Source organism: Marinobacter sp., from assembly GCF_040882185.1.
GTDB lineage: Bacteria > Pseudomonadota > Gammaproteobacteria > Pseudomonadales > Oleiphilaceae > Marinobacter.
In genome coordinates, this window is sequence record NZ_JBBEBW010000014.1 from 62,810 (window position 1) to 80,836 (window position 18,027).

The window sequence follows — 18,027 nt, forward strand, 5'->3', positions numbered from 1 at the left end:
TTCAAATTAGCACCCCTATTCTGCACGAGGCAAGTTACACAAAGGTGGCATTGTACTGAAAGAAATCTGACTTCGATGGCTACAGCTTACGGTTGAGAGTGAATTTGTCTATACGGGAGGTTAATGCCCTTGGCTTCATTTCCGACGGATGGCTGGCGTGCGGTGTGCTGATAGTGAAGAAATTGCAGGCGCCCAGGGTCGCATCAGGATCAGATTTCGGGAGCGATGAAATCCGGAAAGATACCCGACGTTGCCATGCAGGCGTTTACATCCAGCCCCTTTAGAGCGCCGTGGGCCGTTACCAGCAGAGTGCTCAGGCCTGCGCAGCGGGCCCCCAAAATATCGGTGTGCAAGGTATCGCCCACCATTAATAGCCTGGAAGCCGGTATGTGGGCCAGTCTGGCTTTGGCGGCATCGAAGGCATTGCTGAAGGGTTTGCCGAAAAACACCGCCTCGAGTCCGTTCGTATCCATCAGGTGGTGGGCATAATGCCCGGGCTCGAGAGAAAGGCCATCTTCACGGGGCGCAACCAGATCGGGATTCGCCACCCAGACTGGTCGGGGCCGGCGACGAAGACTATCAATCAGCCCTTGTTGCAACCGGTCGGTCCAACCCTGGGTACTGAGCATCAGCACGGCATCGGCGTTATCAAGTCGCTCCCGATTGGTTTCCACATCCTGATTGGCAATGAGAAAGCTGCGACAGGGCAACTGGTCAGCGCGCGCCCACGACGGCGCCATCACCGCCCAGGTCCGGTCCGTTTCGCCACTCAAGGCAGCGCTCACCAACATGCGACTGGAAATCAGCTGATCGGACGTAATCGGAAAACCCAGATTGCGGTACTTCTGAATTAATTGCTGCTGCGGCACGGTGGCAGCATTCGATAACACGAGACACCGCTTTCCCATCGCCTGCAGATCGTGGAACCGGGCCCTGGCCGTGGGCAACGCAGTATTGCCAACATTGAGAACACCAAACGCATCGAAGATAAAGCCATCGAAATGATTCGAAATGGCACCCAGGGAAACCACCGATTTTGGCTCAACGGCTGTTCCTCTTGATTCGGGAAGCCGCGAGCGAATGCGCTGGTATGCCTCAAATGCCCAAAGCGTTGAAGGTGCCATCATGGCAAGTTCCTGCTGCGGCCGCGCCAATAGCCCCCGTAGGAGCGACCTCAGTCGCGATGGTTTGGAATAAATTGAGGTCACGGAGCTAGTGTCCCGTCTGGTTAATTCGTTGACCTACTGCGAATTAACCAGACGGGACACTAGAGCACGGCCTGCCGCACTTTGGCAGACACCCACTCGGAGACAACCACCGTCACCAGAATCACCAGAAATATCACGGTTACCTGGTTCCAGGCCAGTGTATTTAAAGACGACTGGAGTTGCAGACCCAGCCCGCCTGCGCCTACGAGCCCGAGAATCGTGGACTCGCGGATGTTAATATCCCATCGAAACACTGAAATGCCCCAGAACGCCGGAAGGATTTGTGGCACCACGGCATAATCAATGACCTGAGCGCCGGAGGCCCCCGTTGCCCTCACAGCTTCGACCTGACTCTCGTCGATCTCTTCAATGGCCTCATAAAGCAGTTTGGCAACAAAGCCGATGGATCGAAGGCCAATGGCGATAATGCCAGCCAACAGGCCAGGGCCAATAATGGCCACCAGCAGCAAAGCCCATATTAACGAATTGATGGAACGGGAAGTCACGATGATCAACAACGCCAAAGGCCGGACCAGGTAGCGACTGGGGGTGGTATTACCCGCCGCCAGAAAGGCGACCGGCACGGCAAGGAACACACCTATCAGCGTTCCGAGGGTTGCGATATTCAAGGTATCCCAAAGCGGCTGCCAAAGCTCGCTGAGATAGCCCCAGCGCGGCGGTATCATCCGGCCACCGATATCAGAAGCTTGCCGGGGTGCGTCCGCCACAAACGCCCAGATGGTGTTTTCAGTCATCAGGTTCCAGCAGAATACCGTCAGCGCTACCAGCCAGAACCAGCCGACCCAGCGCAGCAGGCGTTGTTTCGGGGTATGAAACTGCCAGACTTTTGGGTGGATTCCAGAGCTCATTGGACCCACCGCCGGATGTAGGATGAGGAGTATTCCACCACCAGAACAATCGCGATGATGATAATCAGAATGGCCCCCGCAGAGTCATACTCATATCTGTCAATGGCGGTGTTTAGCGTGGCGCCCACCCCGCCAGCGCCCACGATACCGATGACCGACGATTCCCGGAAATTGATGTCCAGCCTGTACAACGACAGCCCTATCAACCGCGGCATTACCTGGGGCTGAACCGCATAATTGACCACTTGCCACCAACCCGCTCCGGTTGCGCGAATAGCTTCAAGCTGGGCGTTGTCACAGTCTTCGATGTCTTCCGCCAGCAATTTGGAGAGAAAGCCGATGGAGGCAAACGTCAGCGTAAGGAACCCGGCAAAGGGTCCGAATCCGAACATGGCGACCAGCAGGATCGCAATAATGATCTCCTGGAATGAACGGGAGATGGTGATTATGCTCCGGCATAGCATATAGATTGGCGCAGGCGCCAGGTTGCGGGCCGCCCCGATACCGATGGGTACGGAGATCAATACCCCCGCTACGGTGGAGGTCAGGGTCATGGTCAGGCTTTCGATCAGCCCGGTCTGGATATCCTTCCAGCGCGAGGTGAAGTCCGGCACCAGAAACCCCTGAACAAAGCGCCAGCCGCGCTCCAACCCTTCATAAACACGAACCCAGTTCACCTCGACCGAACTGATCGCCAGAATCAGATACACCGCACCGCCCACCAGAATGGCCCAGCGCCAGCGCGGGTTTTTCAGCAATACCGGGGGGCGCTTCCAGGTTCTGGCCGAAGTTGCCGCCGTGCTCACAAACCCTCCAGTACTTTGGCTTCGCTGAGTTCAGCCTCACTAACTTGCAACTCATTGGTCTGCTGCACCTGGGCCCAGTCCTCAGCACCGTAGATCCGTGTGAGGGCCTGGTGGGAGAGTTCTGAGGGTGCGCCGTCGAAGACCACCTGACCCGCCTGCAAACCAATGATCCGGTCGGCAAAGTTTTGTGCCAGGACAACATCATGAATATTAATAATGGCGGGCAGATTCATTTCCCGGCAGACACTCTGGATCAGCCGCATGATCTGGCGTGAAGTTTTCGGGTCCAGCGACGCTGTTGGCTCGTCGACCAGCAGCAACTCCGGGTTCTGTTCCAGAGCCCGGGCGATACCCACCCGCTGACGTTGGCCACCGGAGAGTTCATCCGCCCGTTTGTTGTAATGCTCACCAAGGCCCACCCGATCCAGCAATCCAAAGGCCTGATCAATGTCAGCCTGGGGATAGCGGCGCAGGAATGAGCGCCAGCCAGCCACATAGCCCAACCGGCCAGACAGCACGTTTTCCATCACCGTAAGACGCTCGACCAGGGCGTATTCCTGAAAAATCATGCCGATACGCCGTCGAGCCTTACGCAAGGCCCGGCCGTTCAAAGTGGTCAGTTCCGTATCACCGAGGCGAATGCTGCCAGCGGTCGGCTCAACCAGGCGGTTGATACAACGAATAAGGCTCGATTTACCGGCGCCGGATGGGCCTATCAGACCCACTACCTGTCCTGCCGGGACTGCGAAGCTGACGTTGGTCAGTGCCCGGTCGCCGGTTTTATAGGTTTTTGTCAAGGCTTCGAGTTCAAGCACAGTCTATGGCCATGGCTGATAATAAAATATCAGTGAGCCGACCACGTCTTCCGACATGACCAGCCTACTGACGAAGGTTGGCGTTTCAGGTCTTTACTGGCAGTTGTAAACCACACCGTTGGCATCATCAATTTTACGAATGACTTCCCAATGTTCCTGGAAAGTAATGGGAATAAACTGCGCCTCTCCTGACTTGGAGAACTCCTCTTCCAGCGAGGTACCTTCCCAGTCGAAGGAGAAAAACGCCTGCTGAATCTTTTCCTGCAGCTCTGGTGTCAGGTTATGGGCAACGCCGTAACCTGTGGTGGGAAAGGTCTGGGACTTGTAGAGCGACACAATCTGGTCCTCATCTACTACCTCCCGGTCCAGCATGCGCGCCATCACGGAGTTGGCAACTGCTGCAGCGTCATAATCCTTGTTCGCAACCCCCAGAATAGAGTTATCGTGCTTACCGGAAAAAACTGGTTTGAAGTCCTTCTCCGGCTCGAGGCCATAATCCGCTTTCAGGATCGCAGACGGTGCCTTGAACCCGGAGTTCGAGGTTTGGGAGGTGAAAGCCAACTCCCGACCTTTCAGCCCCTCAACATCGCTTATACCGGAGTCAGGATGGGTAATAATTTCCATCTCATAGCCGAACGAACCATCAGCGGAAGCCATGATGGTGAACGGGCGAAATCCACCACACGCCACCGCTATGGGGTTTGACCCGGTATTGAACCCTGCAATATGAAGACGTCCCGCCCGCATGGCTTCGATTTGCGCCGCATTGGACTGGACCGGGAAAAACTGGATTTTTTTGCCGGTTTGCTCGGAGAGATGATCGAGAAAATCGGACCAGGCATCGGCATACACCGAGGGGTCTTCCACCGGCGTGTAGGCAAAGATCAGTGTGGAAGGATCGACTTGCTCCGACTTCGCGGGAATATCCGCAATCAGATCGCCGTCCTGGTCGCTGTATCGGGAATCCAGTTTGAAAGCGCCTTGGGCGAGTACCGGAGCCATCAGGGCGGCGCAGGTCAGGGTTGTCAATGTCTTCATGTTAGTGTCCCTCGGTCATGAAATAGTCATCAACCAGACACTAACTATAGATTGTTATGTTTATGTGACAATGCTGGAAGCATCAAGTCGGTGGATCCTCTCCCGACCCGCTTCAATAAACCTTTTCTGCACCCTCGGGACGGCTTTTGAAACGCTTGTGTAACCACAGGTACTGGTCTGGATACTGACGGATGGTGGCTTCGATAAAACCGTTCCAGACTGCAGCATCCCGATGATCATCCTCGCCGAAGCCTTCCTGGATGGGAGAAAATACCACCTGATAGCGTCCATCTGGTGTACGCAGATGGCTGACACAAATCACTGCCGCACCGGACTCCCGAGCCAGGTGGCTCGGCATGGTAATGCAGCCCGCGTCTACCCCGAAAAAGGGTGTGAATAGCTTGTTCTTCTTACCAAAATCCTGGTCACAAGCGTACCAGACCTGCCCGCCATCCTTCAGGAACGCCATCATTTCAGGCATTTCCCGCTTGGTAAATGGCTGGATATTGAAATGCCGGCGGCGGCCTTTTTCGATGATGTGGTCGATCACCGGGTTGTTATTGGGGCGGTACATGTACCCAGGCTTGTTCAGCTTGCAGGCGATCAGGGGCAGAGCGAAATCCAGAATGCTGTAATGCCCGCCAATCAACAACACACCCGTGCCACGGGCCTTGGCCTCTTCAACGTGTTCCAGGCCGAAAATTTCCGTGGTATCCAGGTAAGGTGTCATATCCCGCCACCAGGCGTGGGTGCTTTCCAGGAAACCCCGGGAACAGGCGATAAAGCAGGATTCTACGAGTTCATCGCGGGCTTTGGCGTCCAGTTCGGGCATACAGACTTTAATATTGGTCTGGGCCACTTGTGCGCGGGATTTCAGGCGTCGATTCAATAGTCGGCCAATAGCGGCGCCCCAGCGCTGTTTAGCGGCCATAGGGAGTTGCGCCAGCAAATACAGCACTCCGCCCAGAAGCCATGAGGGCAATAGAGCTGGATGCCACAGCGGGCGGGTACGTTTGTGGTGATCGGGATTCATGGAGAAGATCGCTTTTGCAGTCTTTGAAAGTCAGGCTGCAATAATGGCACAGAGCTGCCTTCGATTACAGGCGCCAGCACGGGCTGGCCCGGCGCCCGACAATCTAATCAGCCAAAGTGGAAGAAGGCGACTTTATTGCCATCCGGATCACGGATGTAGGCGCCGTAAAACTGGTTCGGAATGCGCTGGCCCGGCTCGCCATCGCAGATGGCACCCAGCTCGATGGCTTTATGATAGAACTTGTCTACCAATTCCTTCGAGCCCGGATTGAAAGCCACCATGTTGCCGTTACCCGGATGGTTGGGTTCATTATTGTAGGGTTTGCATACGGCCAGCATCGGGGTTTTCATGTTCTTGCCAATAAACGCTATGCGGTCCATATCCAGCAGCAGTTTGGCATCCAGGTCCGCCAGCAGTTCGGTGTAGAATGTCTTGGCTTTCGCCATGTCGCTAACGCCAAGTGTTACATATCCGATCATTGAAATTGTCCTTGTTATCAGTGGGAGTCAGTCACGCGGCAAGCTAACCAATGCCGTGCCTGATGTTCTACGCCCATTAGCTTTACAAAGTCCACTATTGATCTGGCCCGTACTGGGACTCGCAGCAACCACTAACCAGCCAGCCCTCTCCATAGCCCGATACAGCTAATCAGCAACAACGTGGCCCCCAGCAAACGATAAAAGACCGGCGTTTCCGCCGTCAGCATACGTTCATGGAAACGCAGGCCTACCACATGGCCGATAGCGGCGCAGGGCAGCAGCCACAGGTGATGTATCAGTTGCAGATCCACTCCGGCATAGATAAACGCCGCCATCTTGATGGTCACCAGAATAAACCAGAGTGCGAACAGAGTATCCCGCAATTTCTCTTTCGGCAGGTGTTGTGCCACCACCGCGATGACCAGGGGTGCACCGATTAGCGAGGTGCCGCTGATATACCCACCGAGCATCAGAAACGCACCATCCACCAGCTTGCTGTTGCTGCGAAATGGCTTGTCGAGAATATAGGATATGGAGTAAAGCCCCACAATGGAGAAGATAATAGCGCTCATGATATTGGCTGGCAGGGTCAGCAGACCCAACACTCCGATCATCTTGGGCACGATCATGATGGCAAGAATTCGCCACAAGTAAGACCAGTCCACCGTACCCACCATCGGCTGGCCCGGCGCTTTGCGTTTACGGTTATTCAGTACGATCGTGAGCGAGGAGAATACCAGCAGGTGCACCGCAATCAGTGGCAGATACACCAGCGGCTGGTTTTCCACCAGAAGCAGAAACGGCAACGACAATACGGCCCCGCCAAATCCCAACCCGGAGCGGACAAACCCGCTCCAGATAAAAATCAGGGCAATGAGCACATACTGAACAAATGAGAGATCCGTCATAGGATGGTATTGGTCGGTTGCCTATCGTCTGAGTCGGGCATGTTACCCCCGAACGCCAGGTCAAAAACAGTACCGGTGGGGCCACTACGTCGAACACTTAGGCGCCACCCGAGCCGCTCACAGATCAGGCCGACGATAAACAGCCCTAGCCCGCCCTCAGAAATAGCCTCGGTTTGTCCCTTTGATTCCAGGCTTTCCACTATATGGACAGGTAGTCCGGTGCCAGCATCTGACACACTCAGTTTGCTGGCAGTCAAGCTGACCACCACAGGGCCGGACGTGTGGCGAAGCGCATTCTGTATGAGGTTTCTCAATAACATGTGCACAAGGGATGGGTCCGCTTGTAAGGTCCCGTCTAACAAGGTGTTCGCATTATAGCTAACTCGTCCAACATGCTGAGGAACGCTGTTTTCCAGTTCCCGGACCACGCTGCGTATGCTGGCATCCAAATCGATCTTATTAGTGACACCACCCCCGGTTGGTGATCGGTGCGCCAGCTTCAACAACGCGTCGACGTCAGCCTGCATCTTATCGGTTGCCTGGCGTACGCGTTCCATGGTCAGCGAATTGGCTGAATCCAGCGAGTTACGCTGTTCGATCACATCCAGAGCGCCCGCGATGACCGCAATGGGCGTACGCAATTCGTGGCTTGCCATACTCACCAGACGTTTCTCCCGTTGTACATAAGCATCCAGTGCTTCGAGCAGCCTGTTGAGCACCTTGGTAATATCTTCCAGCTCCTGATCCGCGTAGTCGGTGTCAAGATGCTTTATAGCGCGCTCCGGTTTGATCTCACCGATCTGCCGCGACAGGTTCCTCAAAGGGCGAACAACACGCCCTGTTCCCAGCCGTGCCAGTAAGTAACTGAGCAACAACATGCCCAGCACAAAAACCGTCACGCCGGTGTCTTGCAGGGTGTCTTCCCGGTCTTCAAGCAAGGTAATATCCTGGGCCAGATAAAGCACTCCTGGCGGGTCAACGGTACGATCAATGGATATAAGATATGACTTCGAACCCGGATCTTCCTCGTCGAAATAGGGAATGGGATACCCCTGAAACACCTCTGGAAGCCGGACATCTCCCACTGCCCCCTCGGGTACAAAAAACACTGTCAGTAGCGCGGAATTCCAGGAATACGTCCTGGCTGCATCGATGCGGCTCTCGAAGAACGCCCTTTCTTCAGCCAGCCCCATGTACAGATTGGTTTCTTCCATGTCTTCATAGATAAATTCGGTAGCAACCAGCGTGACGATGACATTGATCACACCAATCGCAAGAACGGTGCGGAAAATACGTCTGGCGAGCGACCCCTTCACCGGGCCGTGTCCGTCTTTTCAGAGCCGGGCATCTCCAGACGGTAGCCTCTGCCGTGGATGGTTCTGATCAGGGACTGGCCCAGAGTGTGCTGCAAGGTTTTACGCAGCGCGTAGACATGGGTTCTCAGCGTGTGGGTATCGCCTTCGTCGTTACCCCAGATCACCGTGCTGAGCATTTCATGGGAGACGAAACGCGGATAATGTCGCATGAGAACTTCGAATATCCGGCTTGCCGTACCGGAGAGCTCGACTGTCCCGCTGCCTTCGAGGCTGGCCTCGAGTGTGCCAGGGTCATAAACCAGCATCCCCGCTCGTAACTGACCAGTGTCGGACATCCTGCGCCGCGATAGCGCGTCAATGCGCAATTGCAGCTCCCGTAACGCAAACGGTTTTACCAGATAGTCGTCGCCACCGAGCTCAAACCCTTCTTCCTTATCCTGCAAGCCGCCCCGTGCCGTCATGAAAATAACCGGCGTGCTGGATTGCATATCCTTGCGGAGTCGTTTGCAGATTTCCAATCCAGACAGTCCGGGGAGCATGATATCCAGCACAATCACGTCGTAGGTATGGGTGGCAATCAGGTGCAGTGCGGTCAGGCCGTCTGGTGCAAAATCCAGGCTGTAGTGGTCTTCACCAAGAAACTCAAGAAGGTTTTCCGCCAACGCGGTCTGGTCTTCTACAATTAATACACGGGTATGCACTTTTGTGCCTCCACTTCAGTCCGACTATTGGCGAACCCGACTCTATCGGGATAGTACTATAGTCTGCCAAAGAGGAAAGTGCATCAAACTGGCCAGCGCCTTGCGCGAGTGCTCAAACGCCCAACTGGCTACCCTGTGGCGAACGCTGGTCGCTCAGTTGCAGATACTTCTCAACCACCATCAAGGCAATCAACTCTTCGCGCCTGGCATCCATGAACTGAGCGACGTAACGATTGGCGTTGGCAATAATGGCCTCCGCTTCCTCTGGGTGCTGGCGGTAATACTCCATTTTTTCAACAAGATCGGAATGGTCGTCCTGCAGTTGCACGTAGTGGTAGCCAGGCACCAGGGTGCCTTCCATAAACCAGGTTTCAAAACGGGGACGGCGCATCAGACACAGGGAATTGGAAGCCATGATCCATTTCAGGTTGGTCGCAACGTCAATGCCTTCCACACTCACGATAAACTGATAATGAAGCTGCTCATCCACACTCATAAATTCTTTGTGGTAAGCCTCCGGTTGCCTTTCCTTGTGCAATACACAGCCCACATTGCAAAGCGGGTGGCTGGCATAACGCTGGGCAAACTCAACCCGATGGGGCTGGTTGGATTTACCGCGCCAGACTGCCAGGGGTTTCTTATCAGCAAAGGCCATGCGATCCCGGAAAAAACAGTAATGGCGTACCGTATTCAGTTTCAACAGGATTGAATTGGCATTGCTGCGATCGCTCCTGACAGGACGGCTTTTCAGAAACTGGGGTGTCGCCGGAACCTTGGTGATATCGCCAAACAAATAGCTGACCTGCAGGTGACCCGGAAAGCAGCGAATCAGATTACGAAGATCGCCACTGTAGGCGCTGCTTTTACCTCGGGCGGAAAAGTCAGATATCCTCTCCGCATTGTCTGGCACCGAGAACGGATGGCTCAGCTGATTATAATACGCCACCCGCGATTCAATAATCGCTTGTTCATCGGGACTAGAATTAGAACGCAGGAATTGTGCCATCAGAATCCGGCGCCGTCCCTGCCATACCTCTCTCGGAACAAGCCGCCACAACCCATTGCGCACGTAATACGCCAGTTTGCGTAATCGCCTGATGAACTCGCTGTCTATTGTCATCACTCCTGCTCCCCGGGTTTACGGTATCGCTCACCAATAAGGTCGAAGTACTCTCTTCGATTCACAGCGTACCCAATGCCTGCTCACGGAAATCTCAGAAAAAGATCAAAAATTCATCAAACACCGCTCTACCCTACGGTTGATTTGCTTCAGTTTGTTGACGGTTGTCGGCTTGTCTTGCAGAAAGAACGGCCGTACTATTGATACTGTATATACATACAGCTTTAATCGGCCCGATTTTGAAATGATGCCCGGCACGGGAATAACTTCAGAGTCTTCGTCTGAACACGGGGGTTTTATGCGAACACGCGGCACAGGCAGCAACCCACACAATCGGTTCCAGCCGATTGTCACGGACCGGCAAGTGGAGGATGACTGGTATCAAGCGCCGGAGGACGATCTCAACCCTGACAGTCTGGCGACATCGGTCAGTGAGGAGATGGTGAAAACCATCATTAGTCGCAACCAATCACCGGATGTGCCCTTTGATCAGTCGATTAACCCTTACCGCGGCTGCGAACATGGCTGTATCTATTGCTTTGCCCGTCCCACCCACGCTTACTGGGACATGTCTCCCGGTCTGGATTTCGAGACCCGGCTGATTGCCAAACCGAACGCTCCCGAACGTCTGCGGGCGGAACTCGACAAACCTGGTTACCGTTGTTCAGCGATTGCGCTTGGCGTAAATACCGATGCTTATCAGCCCATCGAAAAACAGCGGTGCATTACGCGGCAGTTGCTGGAGGTGCTACTGGAGTACCGCCATCCGGTGACTATCATCACCAAAGGCGCTTTAATCCTGCGGGATCTGGACCTGCTTTCAGAACTCGCCGCCAGCGGTTTGTGCTCGGTGCGGGTCAGCTTGACCACGCTGGACAACGATTTAAAGCGGCGCATGGAGCCCCGCACGGCAGCACCCGCGACTCGATTACGTATCCTGCGGGAGTTGACCGCTGCTGGCGTGCCAGCCGGCATCATCCTGGGCCCGGTGATACCGTTTGTGAACGATCATGAACTGGAAGCGATCCTGGACGCTGCTCATGATGCAGGCGCCACGCGGGCGAGCTGGATTATGCTGCGACTACCCCATGAAATTGCAGAACTGTTTGAAGATTGGCTGCAGCGTCACTTTCCCGACCGTGCCAGCCATGTAATGAACCGAATTCGCGACCTGCGAGGAGGCAAAGTCTATGACAGCACGTTTGGAAACCGCATGACCGGCCAGGGCCCCTATGCGGAACTGATTCGCCAGCGCTTCAATCGCAAGGCCCGGGCACTGGGAATGAACCTCCATGAGGCCGAACCATTGCGAACCGATCTGTTTCAACGCCCTGGGGGCCAGCAATTGAGCCTGCTGCACCCTTAAAGACCTACGCTTTTGATTCTGATCAATAATTCAGAAACCAATAATAAAAAGCTTAGCTAGCTACGTGACAAACATCACCCAGTTTCTATACTGAAGTCTGGTGTTATCGGTATCGCATCGGGAAGTCGCTATATCGACCCGTTTAAACGAAATCTACCGAAAAAATGAGTACCAGCGAACATCAGGGAGCGAGGACTTATGCGCCAGAGCACCACCAAAGCGGACACTCTGCAGGAGCAACCCTCCAACCGAACCCATAAGTTGTCTGCACCGGTTCCCGGGGAAAGCACAGACCGCCAGCCTCATAGCTACGAACGCTGGCTGATCGCAAAGTTGCTGAGAATGGCAGGTAATCCGCCTGTTCGTTTTCAGTTATGGAACGATGAAATCATTGAATCGACTAGCAACGCCGCCAATTTCACTCTCCGGCTGACCGACCCTAAAGCGCTCTATCAATTGGTCAGCAATCCCAACCTGGCATTCGGCGACCTCTACAGCTCCGGCCGCTTGAAAGTCGAGGGGGATCTCTCAGACTTGATGACAGCGCTATATCGCGCGGTGCACAAAGCTAAACAGCAATGGCCAAAATGGCTTGAGGCAATCTGGCGTAACCATAACCCACGATCCACCAGCGTGTCAGATGCCAAGGATAATATTCACCACCATTACGACCTGGGCAACGAGTTTTACCAACTGTGGCTGGACCACGCCGAAATGCAATACACCTGCGCCTATTATGAAAGCCCCGACCTGACCCTGGAGCAGGCCCAGTTGGCAAAGCTAGAACACGTTTGCCGAAAACTACGGCTGCAGCCCGGTCAGACTGTGGTTGAGGCAGGCTGTGGTTGGGGCGGCCTGGCGCGCTACATGGCCCGCCAATACGGTGTGAAAGTTCATGCCTATAACATCTCCCGGGAGCAATTGGCCTTTGCCCGCGAGGAGGCCGAAAAACAGGGCCTGAGCCACCTGATCAAATACATAGAAGACGATTACCGCAATATCGAGGGCCAGTACGACGCGTTTGTCTCCATCGGCATGCTGGAGCATGTCGGCAAGGACCACTACGACGAGATGGCCCAGGTGATCCGCTGCTCACTCAAGCCCAGCGGTATGGCGTTGCTACACAGTATCGGCCGCAACCGCCCGATGCTGATGAACGCCTGGATCGAGAAGCGTATTTTCCCCGGTGCCTACCCGCCCAGCATCGGCGAGTTCATGGGTATTTGTGAAAGCGGTGATTTCTCGGTGCTGGATGTGGAGAATCTGCGGCTGCATTATGCCGCCACCCTGCACCACTGGATGGAACGATTTGAAAGTGTCCAGGACCAGGTCACTGACCTGTATGACGCCCATTTCACCCGGGCATGGCACATGTACCTCGCGGGCTCCATTGCGGCCTTTAGGGCCGGCTCATTGCAGCTGTTCCAGGTAGTGTTCACCCACGGTGATAACAACAACCTGCTGCCGACCCGCGGACATCTCTACAGCTCTCCCGCTGCGCCTGCGTCCTGCTGATACGGAGTACCCCCATGGAGCACTACGATATTATCGTAATTGGCGCAGGCCCAGCGGGGTCTACGCTTGCGTGGTCACTGGACAAGAGCGGTAAACGGGTGCTGATTATCGACAAACAGGATTTTCCTCGTGATAAAACCTGTGCCGGCTGGGTTACGCCAGCGGTGATGGATACGCTGGAGATCGATCAGAATGATTACGCCCGGGGTCGGACCCTACAACCTATCAGTGCTTTTCGGATCGGCATGATGGGCCAGGCGCCTGTCGACAACGACCATGGCGAAACGGTCAGTTACGGCATTCGCCGTTGTGAGTTTGACGCCTATCTGCTCGACCGTGTGAAGGCTGACAAGCAATTAAAGACACCCGTTAAAACCATCGAACAGACAGGTCGCAACTGGGTAATCAATGACACCTTCGAAGCCCCGCTATTGATCGGAGCGGGCGGTCATTTCTGCCCGGTGGCAAAAAAACTGGGCGAAGGCCCCGGCAGCCATGAGACTGCGGTAGCTGCAAAGGAGATCGAGTTCGAAATGACAGCCTCCCAGGCCAGCGTTTGCCGGGCCCGGGGCGACACCCCGGAACTCTGGTTCTGCCGCGACCTGAAAGGTTACGCCTGGATCTTCCGAAAAGGGAATTTCCTGAATATCGGCCTCGGCCGTGAGGACAACCACCGGCTGACGGACCACCTCAATGACTTTGTGAACGACATGAAGGTCCAGGGCCGAATCCCTGCCGATCTGCCCGGCCGTTTCAAGGGGCATGCCTACCTGCTCTACGCCCACGCCGAGCGACCCCTGGTAGACGAAGGCGTGATGTTGATCGGTGATGCCGCCGGGCTCGCGTATACCCAAAGCGGCGAGGGCATTCGCCCCGCCATTGAGTCAGCACTGATAGCCGCAGACGTGATTCGGCGTGTGCCTGATTCCTCAGCCCGCAGCCTGCAACGGTATGGAGAGGCGATTTCCGAACGCTTTGGCACCCGCACCCTGAACGAGCAATCAGGATGGCAGATCCCGGACTGGGTAAAGATCTCCCTGGCCAGCGGGCTGATGCGTTCCCAATGGTTTACCCGCAAAGTGGTGACCGAGAAGTGGTTTTTGCATCAAGAAGTACCACCGCTGGAATCGGCTCTGTAGCTCTTTAAGCCATTCGCCACGATACTTCGGGTCTGACTGGCTTTACTGACCCAGATAACTCCGATACATCCAGACCGTTTTCTCCTGCTGAGAAATGTAGTCACTCATCAGCGCAACTGTACCTTCATCGCTTGCCTCACCAGCAAGGTTGAGCAGATCACGCTGTTTGCCGATCAGCTTGGCGAAACTCTCAACAATATTTTCCACAGCTTCCTTACCACTCTGGACATCCTTGCGCTCAGGAACGTCGGACCGCTCGATGTAAGTGCTGTAGGCATGAGCCGGGCGATGCCCCAAGGTCAGCACCCGCTCAGCAATCTCATCGATCTTGAGCAGCAGGTCGTCGTACAGTTCTTCGAACTTGGCGTGCAATTCAAAAAAGTTGTCACCCTTGATATTCCAGTGGTAACCGCGAACATTCATGTAAAATATCTGGTAGTTCGAAAGCAATTCATTCAATGAATCGGCAAGTTTCTTTGTTTTTTCGGTGTCTAAACCAATAAAGTTAGTACCCATAGATCACTCCTTATAATTCCGAGCGGATTATATTAACGCTCAATGTAAAACGAACACCGCAGCCGATGAAGTTTAGACCGGCAATCCCGTCCATAGCCTGTCTATATCTTTGTGGCCTCGTTCGATAAATTCAATAGCTCAGCGCTCGATTAACTCAAGCTATTGCAAATCGAAATACAATTTACTTAACAATGATTATCAACTAGCGTTAAATGGGATTCAGACGGACATCAAGCATGGAGAGAAACATGGGCGTATTGAAGCCGCTATTGAAGACCAAAAATGGCAAACCTGATAACTCGCTGATGAAAACCATCACGTTTGCTGCCACTCACTTCACAGTCGCATTTACCGTCGCCTACTTGCTGACCGGGGACATTCTCATCGGTAGCCTTATCGCCCTGGTAGAGCCTGCGATCAATACCGTGGCTTATTTCTTCCACGAAAAACTGTGGGCCAAAAGTGAAAAAAACGCTGCAGAACAGAAGGCTGCTTGCGAAACGGCGAACGCCTTCTGAGGCAGGCGGCTCAGGCACCCGGCCCGCAATCCATGCAACTCTCAACCTGGTTCGGGCCAATCTGAAGTTTACGGTTCAAGTCCCTGAGGGCGGTGCGGACGCCTTCCTCGATGACTGGGTGGTAAAAGGGCATATCGAGCATTTCACTAACGGTCATTCGTTTCTGGACAGCCCAAGCCAGTAAATGGCCGATGTGCTCTGCCGCTGGCCCGAACATCTCTGCTCCCAAAAACAAGCCTGTGCCACGCTCGCCATAGACGTGCAGCATCCCCCGGTTCTTACCCAGCACGCGGCTTCGACCCTGACCTTCGAACGACACTTCTCCAACAGCGTGACTACCCTCGTATCGGTCCTCGACTTGCTCGATAGACATCCCGACCGTGGCTATCTGAGGTTCGGTAAACACCACGCCCAGGGACGCACGGCGCAAGCCTGCCCGGACGTCGGGATATCCACCAGCATTATCACCGGCAATTCGACCCTCGTCGGCTGCCTCATGAAGCAGCGGAGTGTCGCTGTTGGCATCGCCAACGATGAATATATGACTAATGCCACAACGCAGGGTGTATTTGTCAAACAGCGGCGTGCCATGCTCATCCAGCTCGATATCCGCGTTCTGGATATCCGCGTTCTGGATATCCAGATGATCAGTGTTCGGCCGTCGACCAGTGGCGGCCAGCAAGTAATCGAAGGTTTCGGTGAGCTCCCCTTTGCTGGCATCATTAAACGTGATCTCGACGCCATCGTCGGTGGATGATACGTCCGTCACATCCGAATTCGGGTCGAACTGGAACTCTTCGTTGAACGTTTTGCAGGCGTACTCGCGGATGCCTTTATCACTGATCGGGCCAACCGAGCCGCTGACACCAAACATGCGTACCCGAACACCCAAACGGCTAAGCGCCTGACCAAGCTCGAGACCAATAGCTCCGGGACCAAATACCGCGACTGACGCTGGCAAATCGTCCCATTCGAATACGTCGTCATTGACGACCAGGCGATCACCCGCCGCTTTTAGAAAGTCCGGTATATTCGGCCGGGAGCCGGTGGCAATCACTATGCGATCCGCTTCAATTTCGAGATCGTTCCCCACCTGCAGCCGATGCGCACTGAGAAAACGGGCATTGCCGACCAATCGGTGTTCTGCTGGCAAACTGTCTACCGCGTCAATAACGAAGCCTACGAACCGGTCACGCTCTCGTTTCACCCGGTCCATAACCGCTTTACCATCGATACGGACACCGTCCGTATGCACGCCAAATAAAGGTGCCTTGTGGACATTATGGGCGCTTTCGGCAGCGGCAATCAGCAGCTTGCTCGGCATACAACCAACCCGCGCGCACGTCGTTCCATAGGGACCGCCCTCAATCAGCACCAGATTGTCCGTATGCGTCCGGGCAGCACGATAGGCTCCCATGCCTGCGGTTCCCGATCCGATAATCGCTACGTCAACTTTGCGCTGTTCCACCTTGTGGTCTCCTGATAAAAGGTCACTCTACGACTTCACTATAGCCTGCATACGACGAAACCTGCCGGTTCTGATCACCGCTTGAGCCGAATCACAGCGACCGCAGCAATGACTCGGTCTGCTCCCAGCCAATACAGGGGTCTGTAATCGAGCAACCATAGAGCAGCTCGTCACTGTCATTCTGACGGCCAAATGCCAGGAAGCTTTCCAGCATCAGCCCACGTATGTGGGTATTTCCAGCTTTTTTCTGGGCCATCACATCGCGCGCAATATCCAGTTGACGCTCTGCCTGCTTGCAGGCGTTGTCGTGACTGCAGTCCACCATCACAGCAGTACTCACTCCTGCAGCGCCAAGCAAGTCCGTAGCAGCAGTAATGCTGCTGGCGTCGTAATTGGTCATTCCCCGACCGCCTCGCAATACCAGGTGAGTGTCCTGGTTGCCTGCGGTAGTGATCATCGCCGGTTGCCCGGCCGAACTCAGACCAAACCGGTGATGGCTGTGCGCCGCCGATTTCATCGCATTAATCACCATTCCGATACTGCCGTCTGTGCCGTTTTTGAACCCAACGGGCATCGCACAACCACTGACCATCTCCCGGTGAATCTGGGATTCGGTGGTTCGGGCCCCCACCGCGGTCCAACTGATAACGTCTTCCAGATAGTCCATGGCCATCGGGTTCAGTGCCTCGGTAGCCAATGGCAAGCCCAGTGATGCCAGGTTCAGCAGCAGACGTCTTGAACGCACCAGGCCCTGATTCAGGTCCCCCTCGCCGGTGCGTTCCGGGTCGTACAACAGCCCCTTCCAGCCCACGGTGGTTCTCGGCTTTTCCAGATACGCCCGCATAACAATCAGGAAACGGTCACTTACCTCGTCCGACAATGCGGCCAGACGCTCTCCGTATTCCAGGGCGGCCACTTCATCATGAATCGAGCAAGGCCCAACCACCAGCAAAAGCCGGTGATCCTCTCCGTGCAGAATGCGCCGAATGGCCTCCCGGTGTCGGCCGATCTGTTCTGCCAACAGCGGTGAAACAGGCAACTCCATCCGTAGCTGCCGGGGCGTCGGTAACACCGAAACATGCTCCGAGGGCTGCGCTGTCTCTATCCTCTCGGCGTTCATGGGTATGTTCATTATCCGTTTTCCTGTTTCCCTGGGTCAGAATCAAAAAAGCCCCGGCTGGGCTACCAGTCGGGGCTTTTTGAGTCCGGTGG

General features: G+C 54.9%; 18 protein-coding genes. 4 read left to right on the forward strand and 14 right to left on the reverse strand.

Annotation, left to right across the window (positions count from 1 at the left end; translation table 11 throughout):
- Positions 1-209: 209 nt before the first annotated feature.
- The 11 genes from WEB64_RS08780 to WEB64_RS08830 all read right to left on the reverse strand — a co-directional run bounded on the left by WEB64_RS08780 (position 210) and on the right by WEB64_RS08830 (position 10,293).
- Positions 210-1,127, reverse strand: a complete 918-nt coding sequence (locus WEB64_RS08780) for an HAD-IIA family hydrolase (RefSeq protein ID WP_368060290.1) — start codon at positions 1,125-1,127, stop codon at positions 210-212.
- 140 nt (positions 1,128-1,267) lie between these two features.
- On the reverse strand, positions 1,268-2,077 hold the full coding sequence (gene phnE, locus WEB64_RS08785; RefSeq protein ID WP_368060288.1) for a phosphonate ABC transporter, permease protein PhnE: 810 nt from the start codon (positions 2,075-2,077) through the stop codon (positions 1,268-1,270).
- The gene (gene phnE / locus WEB64_RS08790) at positions 2,074-2,883 is read right to left on the reverse strand and encodes a phosphonate ABC transporter, permease protein PhnE (RefSeq protein WP_368060286.1); all 810 of its coding nucleotides are present in this window, start codon (positions 2,881-2,883) and stop codon (positions 2,074-2,076) included. The genes phnE (WEB64_RS08785) and phnE (WEB64_RS08790) overlap by 4 nt, the downstream gene beginning before the upstream one ends.
- Positions 2,880-3,698 carry a phosphonate ABC transporter ATP-binding protein gene (gene phnC, locus WEB64_RS08795; RefSeq protein ID WP_368060284.1) on the reverse strand — a complete coding sequence of 273 codons (819 nt, stop codon included), beginning with the start codon at positions 3,696-3,698 and terminating at the stop codon, positions 2,880-2,882. The genes phnE (WEB64_RS08790) and phnC overlap by 4 nt, the downstream gene beginning before the upstream one ends.
- Before the next feature lie 93 nt (positions 3,699-3,791).
- Complete coding sequence (phnD, locus tag WEB64_RS08800) at positions 3,792-4,736, reverse strand: phosphate/phosphite/phosphonate ABC transporter substrate-binding protein (protein WP_368060282.1); 945 nt, start codon at positions 4,734-4,736, stop codon at positions 3,792-3,794.
- A gap of 112 nt (positions 4,737-4,848) precedes the next feature.
- Positions 4,849-5,769 carry a lysophospholipid acyltransferase family protein gene (locus WEB64_RS08805; protein WP_368060280.1) on the reverse strand — a complete coding sequence of 307 codons (921 nt, stop codon included), beginning with the start codon at positions 5,767-5,769 and terminating at the stop codon, positions 4,849-4,851.
- 107 nt (positions 5,770-5,876) lie between these two features.
- A complete protein-coding gene (locus tag WEB64_RS08810) occupies positions 5,877-6,248 on the reverse strand; it encodes a VOC family protein (RefSeq protein ID WP_368060278.1) in 372 nt (123 codons plus the stop codon).
- A 131-nt stretch (positions 6,249-6,379) separates the two neighbouring features.
- A complete protein-coding gene (locus WEB64_RS08815; protein WP_368060276.1) occupies positions 6,380-7,156 on the reverse strand; it encodes a TSUP family transporter in 777 nt (258 codons plus the stop codon).
- The gene (locus tag WEB64_RS08820; RefSeq protein WP_368060274.1) at positions 7,153-8,472 is read right to left on the reverse strand and encodes a sensor histidine kinase; all 1,320 of its coding nucleotides are present in this window, start codon (positions 8,470-8,472) and stop codon (positions 7,153-7,155) included. The genes WEB64_RS08815 and WEB64_RS08820 overlap by 4 nt, the downstream gene beginning before the upstream one ends.
- A complete protein-coding gene (locus tag WEB64_RS08825; protein ID WP_368060272.1) occupies positions 8,469-9,173 on the reverse strand; it encodes a response regulator transcription factor in 705 nt (234 codons plus the stop codon). Before WEB64_RS08825 ends, WEB64_RS08820 begins: the two co-directional genes overlap by 4 nt.
- Before the next feature lie 112 nt (positions 9,174-9,285).
- Complete coding sequence (locus tag WEB64_RS08830; RefSeq protein ID WP_368060270.1) at positions 9,286-10,293, reverse strand: glycosyl transferase family 90; 1,008 nt, start codon at positions 10,291-10,293, stop codon at positions 9,286-9,288.
- A gap of 298 nt (positions 10,294-10,591) precedes the next feature.
- Here WEB64_RS08830 and WEB64_RS08835 point away from each other — a divergent pair, with 298 nt between their 5' ends.
- The 3 genes from WEB64_RS08835 (at position 10,592) to WEB64_RS08845 (ending at position 14,313) form a co-directional block, all read left to right on the forward strand.
- Entirely contained in the window at positions 10,592-11,659 is a 1,068-nt protein-coding gene (locus WEB64_RS08835) for a PA0069 family radical SAM protein (RefSeq protein ID WP_368060268.1), read from the forward strand.
- A gap of 198 nt (positions 11,660-11,857) precedes the next feature.
- Positions 11,858-13,174: a class I SAM-dependent methyltransferase gene (locus WEB64_RS08840; RefSeq protein WP_368060266.1), complete on the forward strand. Its 1,317-nt coding sequence runs from the start codon at positions 11,858-11,860 to the stop codon at positions 13,172-13,174.
- 14 nt (positions 13,175-13,188) lie between these two features.
- Positions 13,189-14,313 (forward strand): NAD(P)/FAD-dependent oxidoreductase, encoded by a 1,125-nt coding sequence (locus WEB64_RS08845; protein WP_368060264.1) that lies wholly within the window; start codon positions 13,189-13,191, stop codon positions 14,311-14,313.
- Between the two features lie 42 nt (positions 14,314-14,355).
- Here the strand turns inward: WEB64_RS08845 and WEB64_RS08850 are convergent, their stop codons facing one another.
- Positions 14,356-14,829, reverse strand: a complete 474-nt coding sequence (locus tag WEB64_RS08850; protein WP_368060262.1) for a Dps family protein — start codon at positions 14,827-14,829, stop codon at positions 14,356-14,358.
- Positions 14,830-15,077: 248 nt separating this feature from the next.
- Here WEB64_RS08850 and WEB64_RS08855 point away from each other — a divergent pair, with 248 nt between their 5' ends.
- The gene (locus tag WEB64_RS08855) at positions 15,078-15,347 is read left to right on the forward strand and encodes a DUF2061 domain-containing protein (protein WP_368060260.1); all 270 of its coding nucleotides are present in this window, start codon (positions 15,078-15,080) and stop codon (positions 15,345-15,347) included.
- A 10-nt stretch (positions 15,348-15,357) separates the two neighbouring features.
- On the opposite strand, the gene WEB64_RS08860 is transcribed toward WEB64_RS08855, so the two are convergent.
- Complete coding sequence (locus WEB64_RS08860) at positions 15,358-16,815, reverse strand: dihydrolipoyl dehydrogenase (RefSeq protein WP_368060258.1); 1,458 nt, start codon at positions 16,813-16,815, stop codon at positions 15,358-15,360.
- Between the two features lie 91 nt (positions 16,816-16,906).
- Positions 16,907-17,947, reverse strand: a complete 1,041-nt coding sequence (locus WEB64_RS08865) for a 3-deoxy-7-phosphoheptulonate synthase (RefSeq protein ID WP_368060256.1) — start codon at positions 17,945-17,947, stop codon at positions 16,907-16,909.
- Between the last annotated feature and the right edge of the window lie 80 nt (positions 17,948-18,027).

Coding starts and splice junctions, on each gene's coding strand:
- WEB64_RS08780 (WP_368060290.1), bottom strand. CDS start 1,127: ATGATGGCACCTTCAACGCTTTGGGCATTTGAGGCATACCAGCGCATT.
- phnE (WP_368060288.1), bottom strand. CDS start 2,077: ATGAGCTCTGGAATCCACCCAAAAGTCTGGCAGTTTCATACCCCGAAA.
- phnD (WP_368060282.1), bottom strand. CDS start 4,736: ATGAAGACATTGACAACCCTGACCTGCGCCGCCCTGATGGCTCCGGTA.
- WEB64_RS08805 (WP_368060280.1), bottom strand. CDS start 5,769: ATGAATCCCGATCACCACAAACGTACCCGCCCGCTGTGGCATCCAGCT.
- WEB64_RS08810 (WP_368060278.1), bottom strand. CDS start 6,248: ATGATCGGATATGTAACACTTGGCGTTAGCGACATGGCGAAAGCCAAG.
- WEB64_RS08815 (WP_368060276.1), bottom strand. CDS start 7,156: ATGACGGATCTCTCATTTGTTCAGTATGTGCTCATTGCCCTGATTTTT.
- WEB64_RS08830 (WP_368060270.1), bottom strand. CDS start 10,293: ATGACAATAGACAGCGAGTTCATCAGGCGATTACGCAAACTGGCGTAT.
- WEB64_RS08835 (WP_368060268.1), top strand. CDS start 10,592: ATGCGAACACGCGGCACAGGCAGCAACCCACACAATCGGTTCCAGCCG.
- WEB64_RS08840 (WP_368060266.1), top strand. CDS start 11,858: ATGCGCCAGAGCACCACCAAAGCGGACACTCTGCAGGAGCAACCCTCC.
- WEB64_RS08845 (WP_368060264.1), top strand. CDS start 13,189: ATGGAGCACTACGATATTATCGTAATTGGCGCAGGCCCAGCGGGGTCT.
- WEB64_RS08850 (WP_368060262.1), bottom strand. CDS start 14,829: ATGGGTACTAACTTTATTGGTTTAGACACCGAAAAAACAAAGAAACTT.
- WEB64_RS08855 (WP_368060260.1), top strand. CDS start 15,078: ATGGGCGTATTGAAGCCGCTATTGAAGACCAAAAATGGCAAACCTGAT.
- WEB64_RS08865 (WP_368060256.1), bottom strand. CDS start 17,947: ATGAACATACCCATGAACGCCGAGAGGATAGAGACAGCGCAGCCCTCG.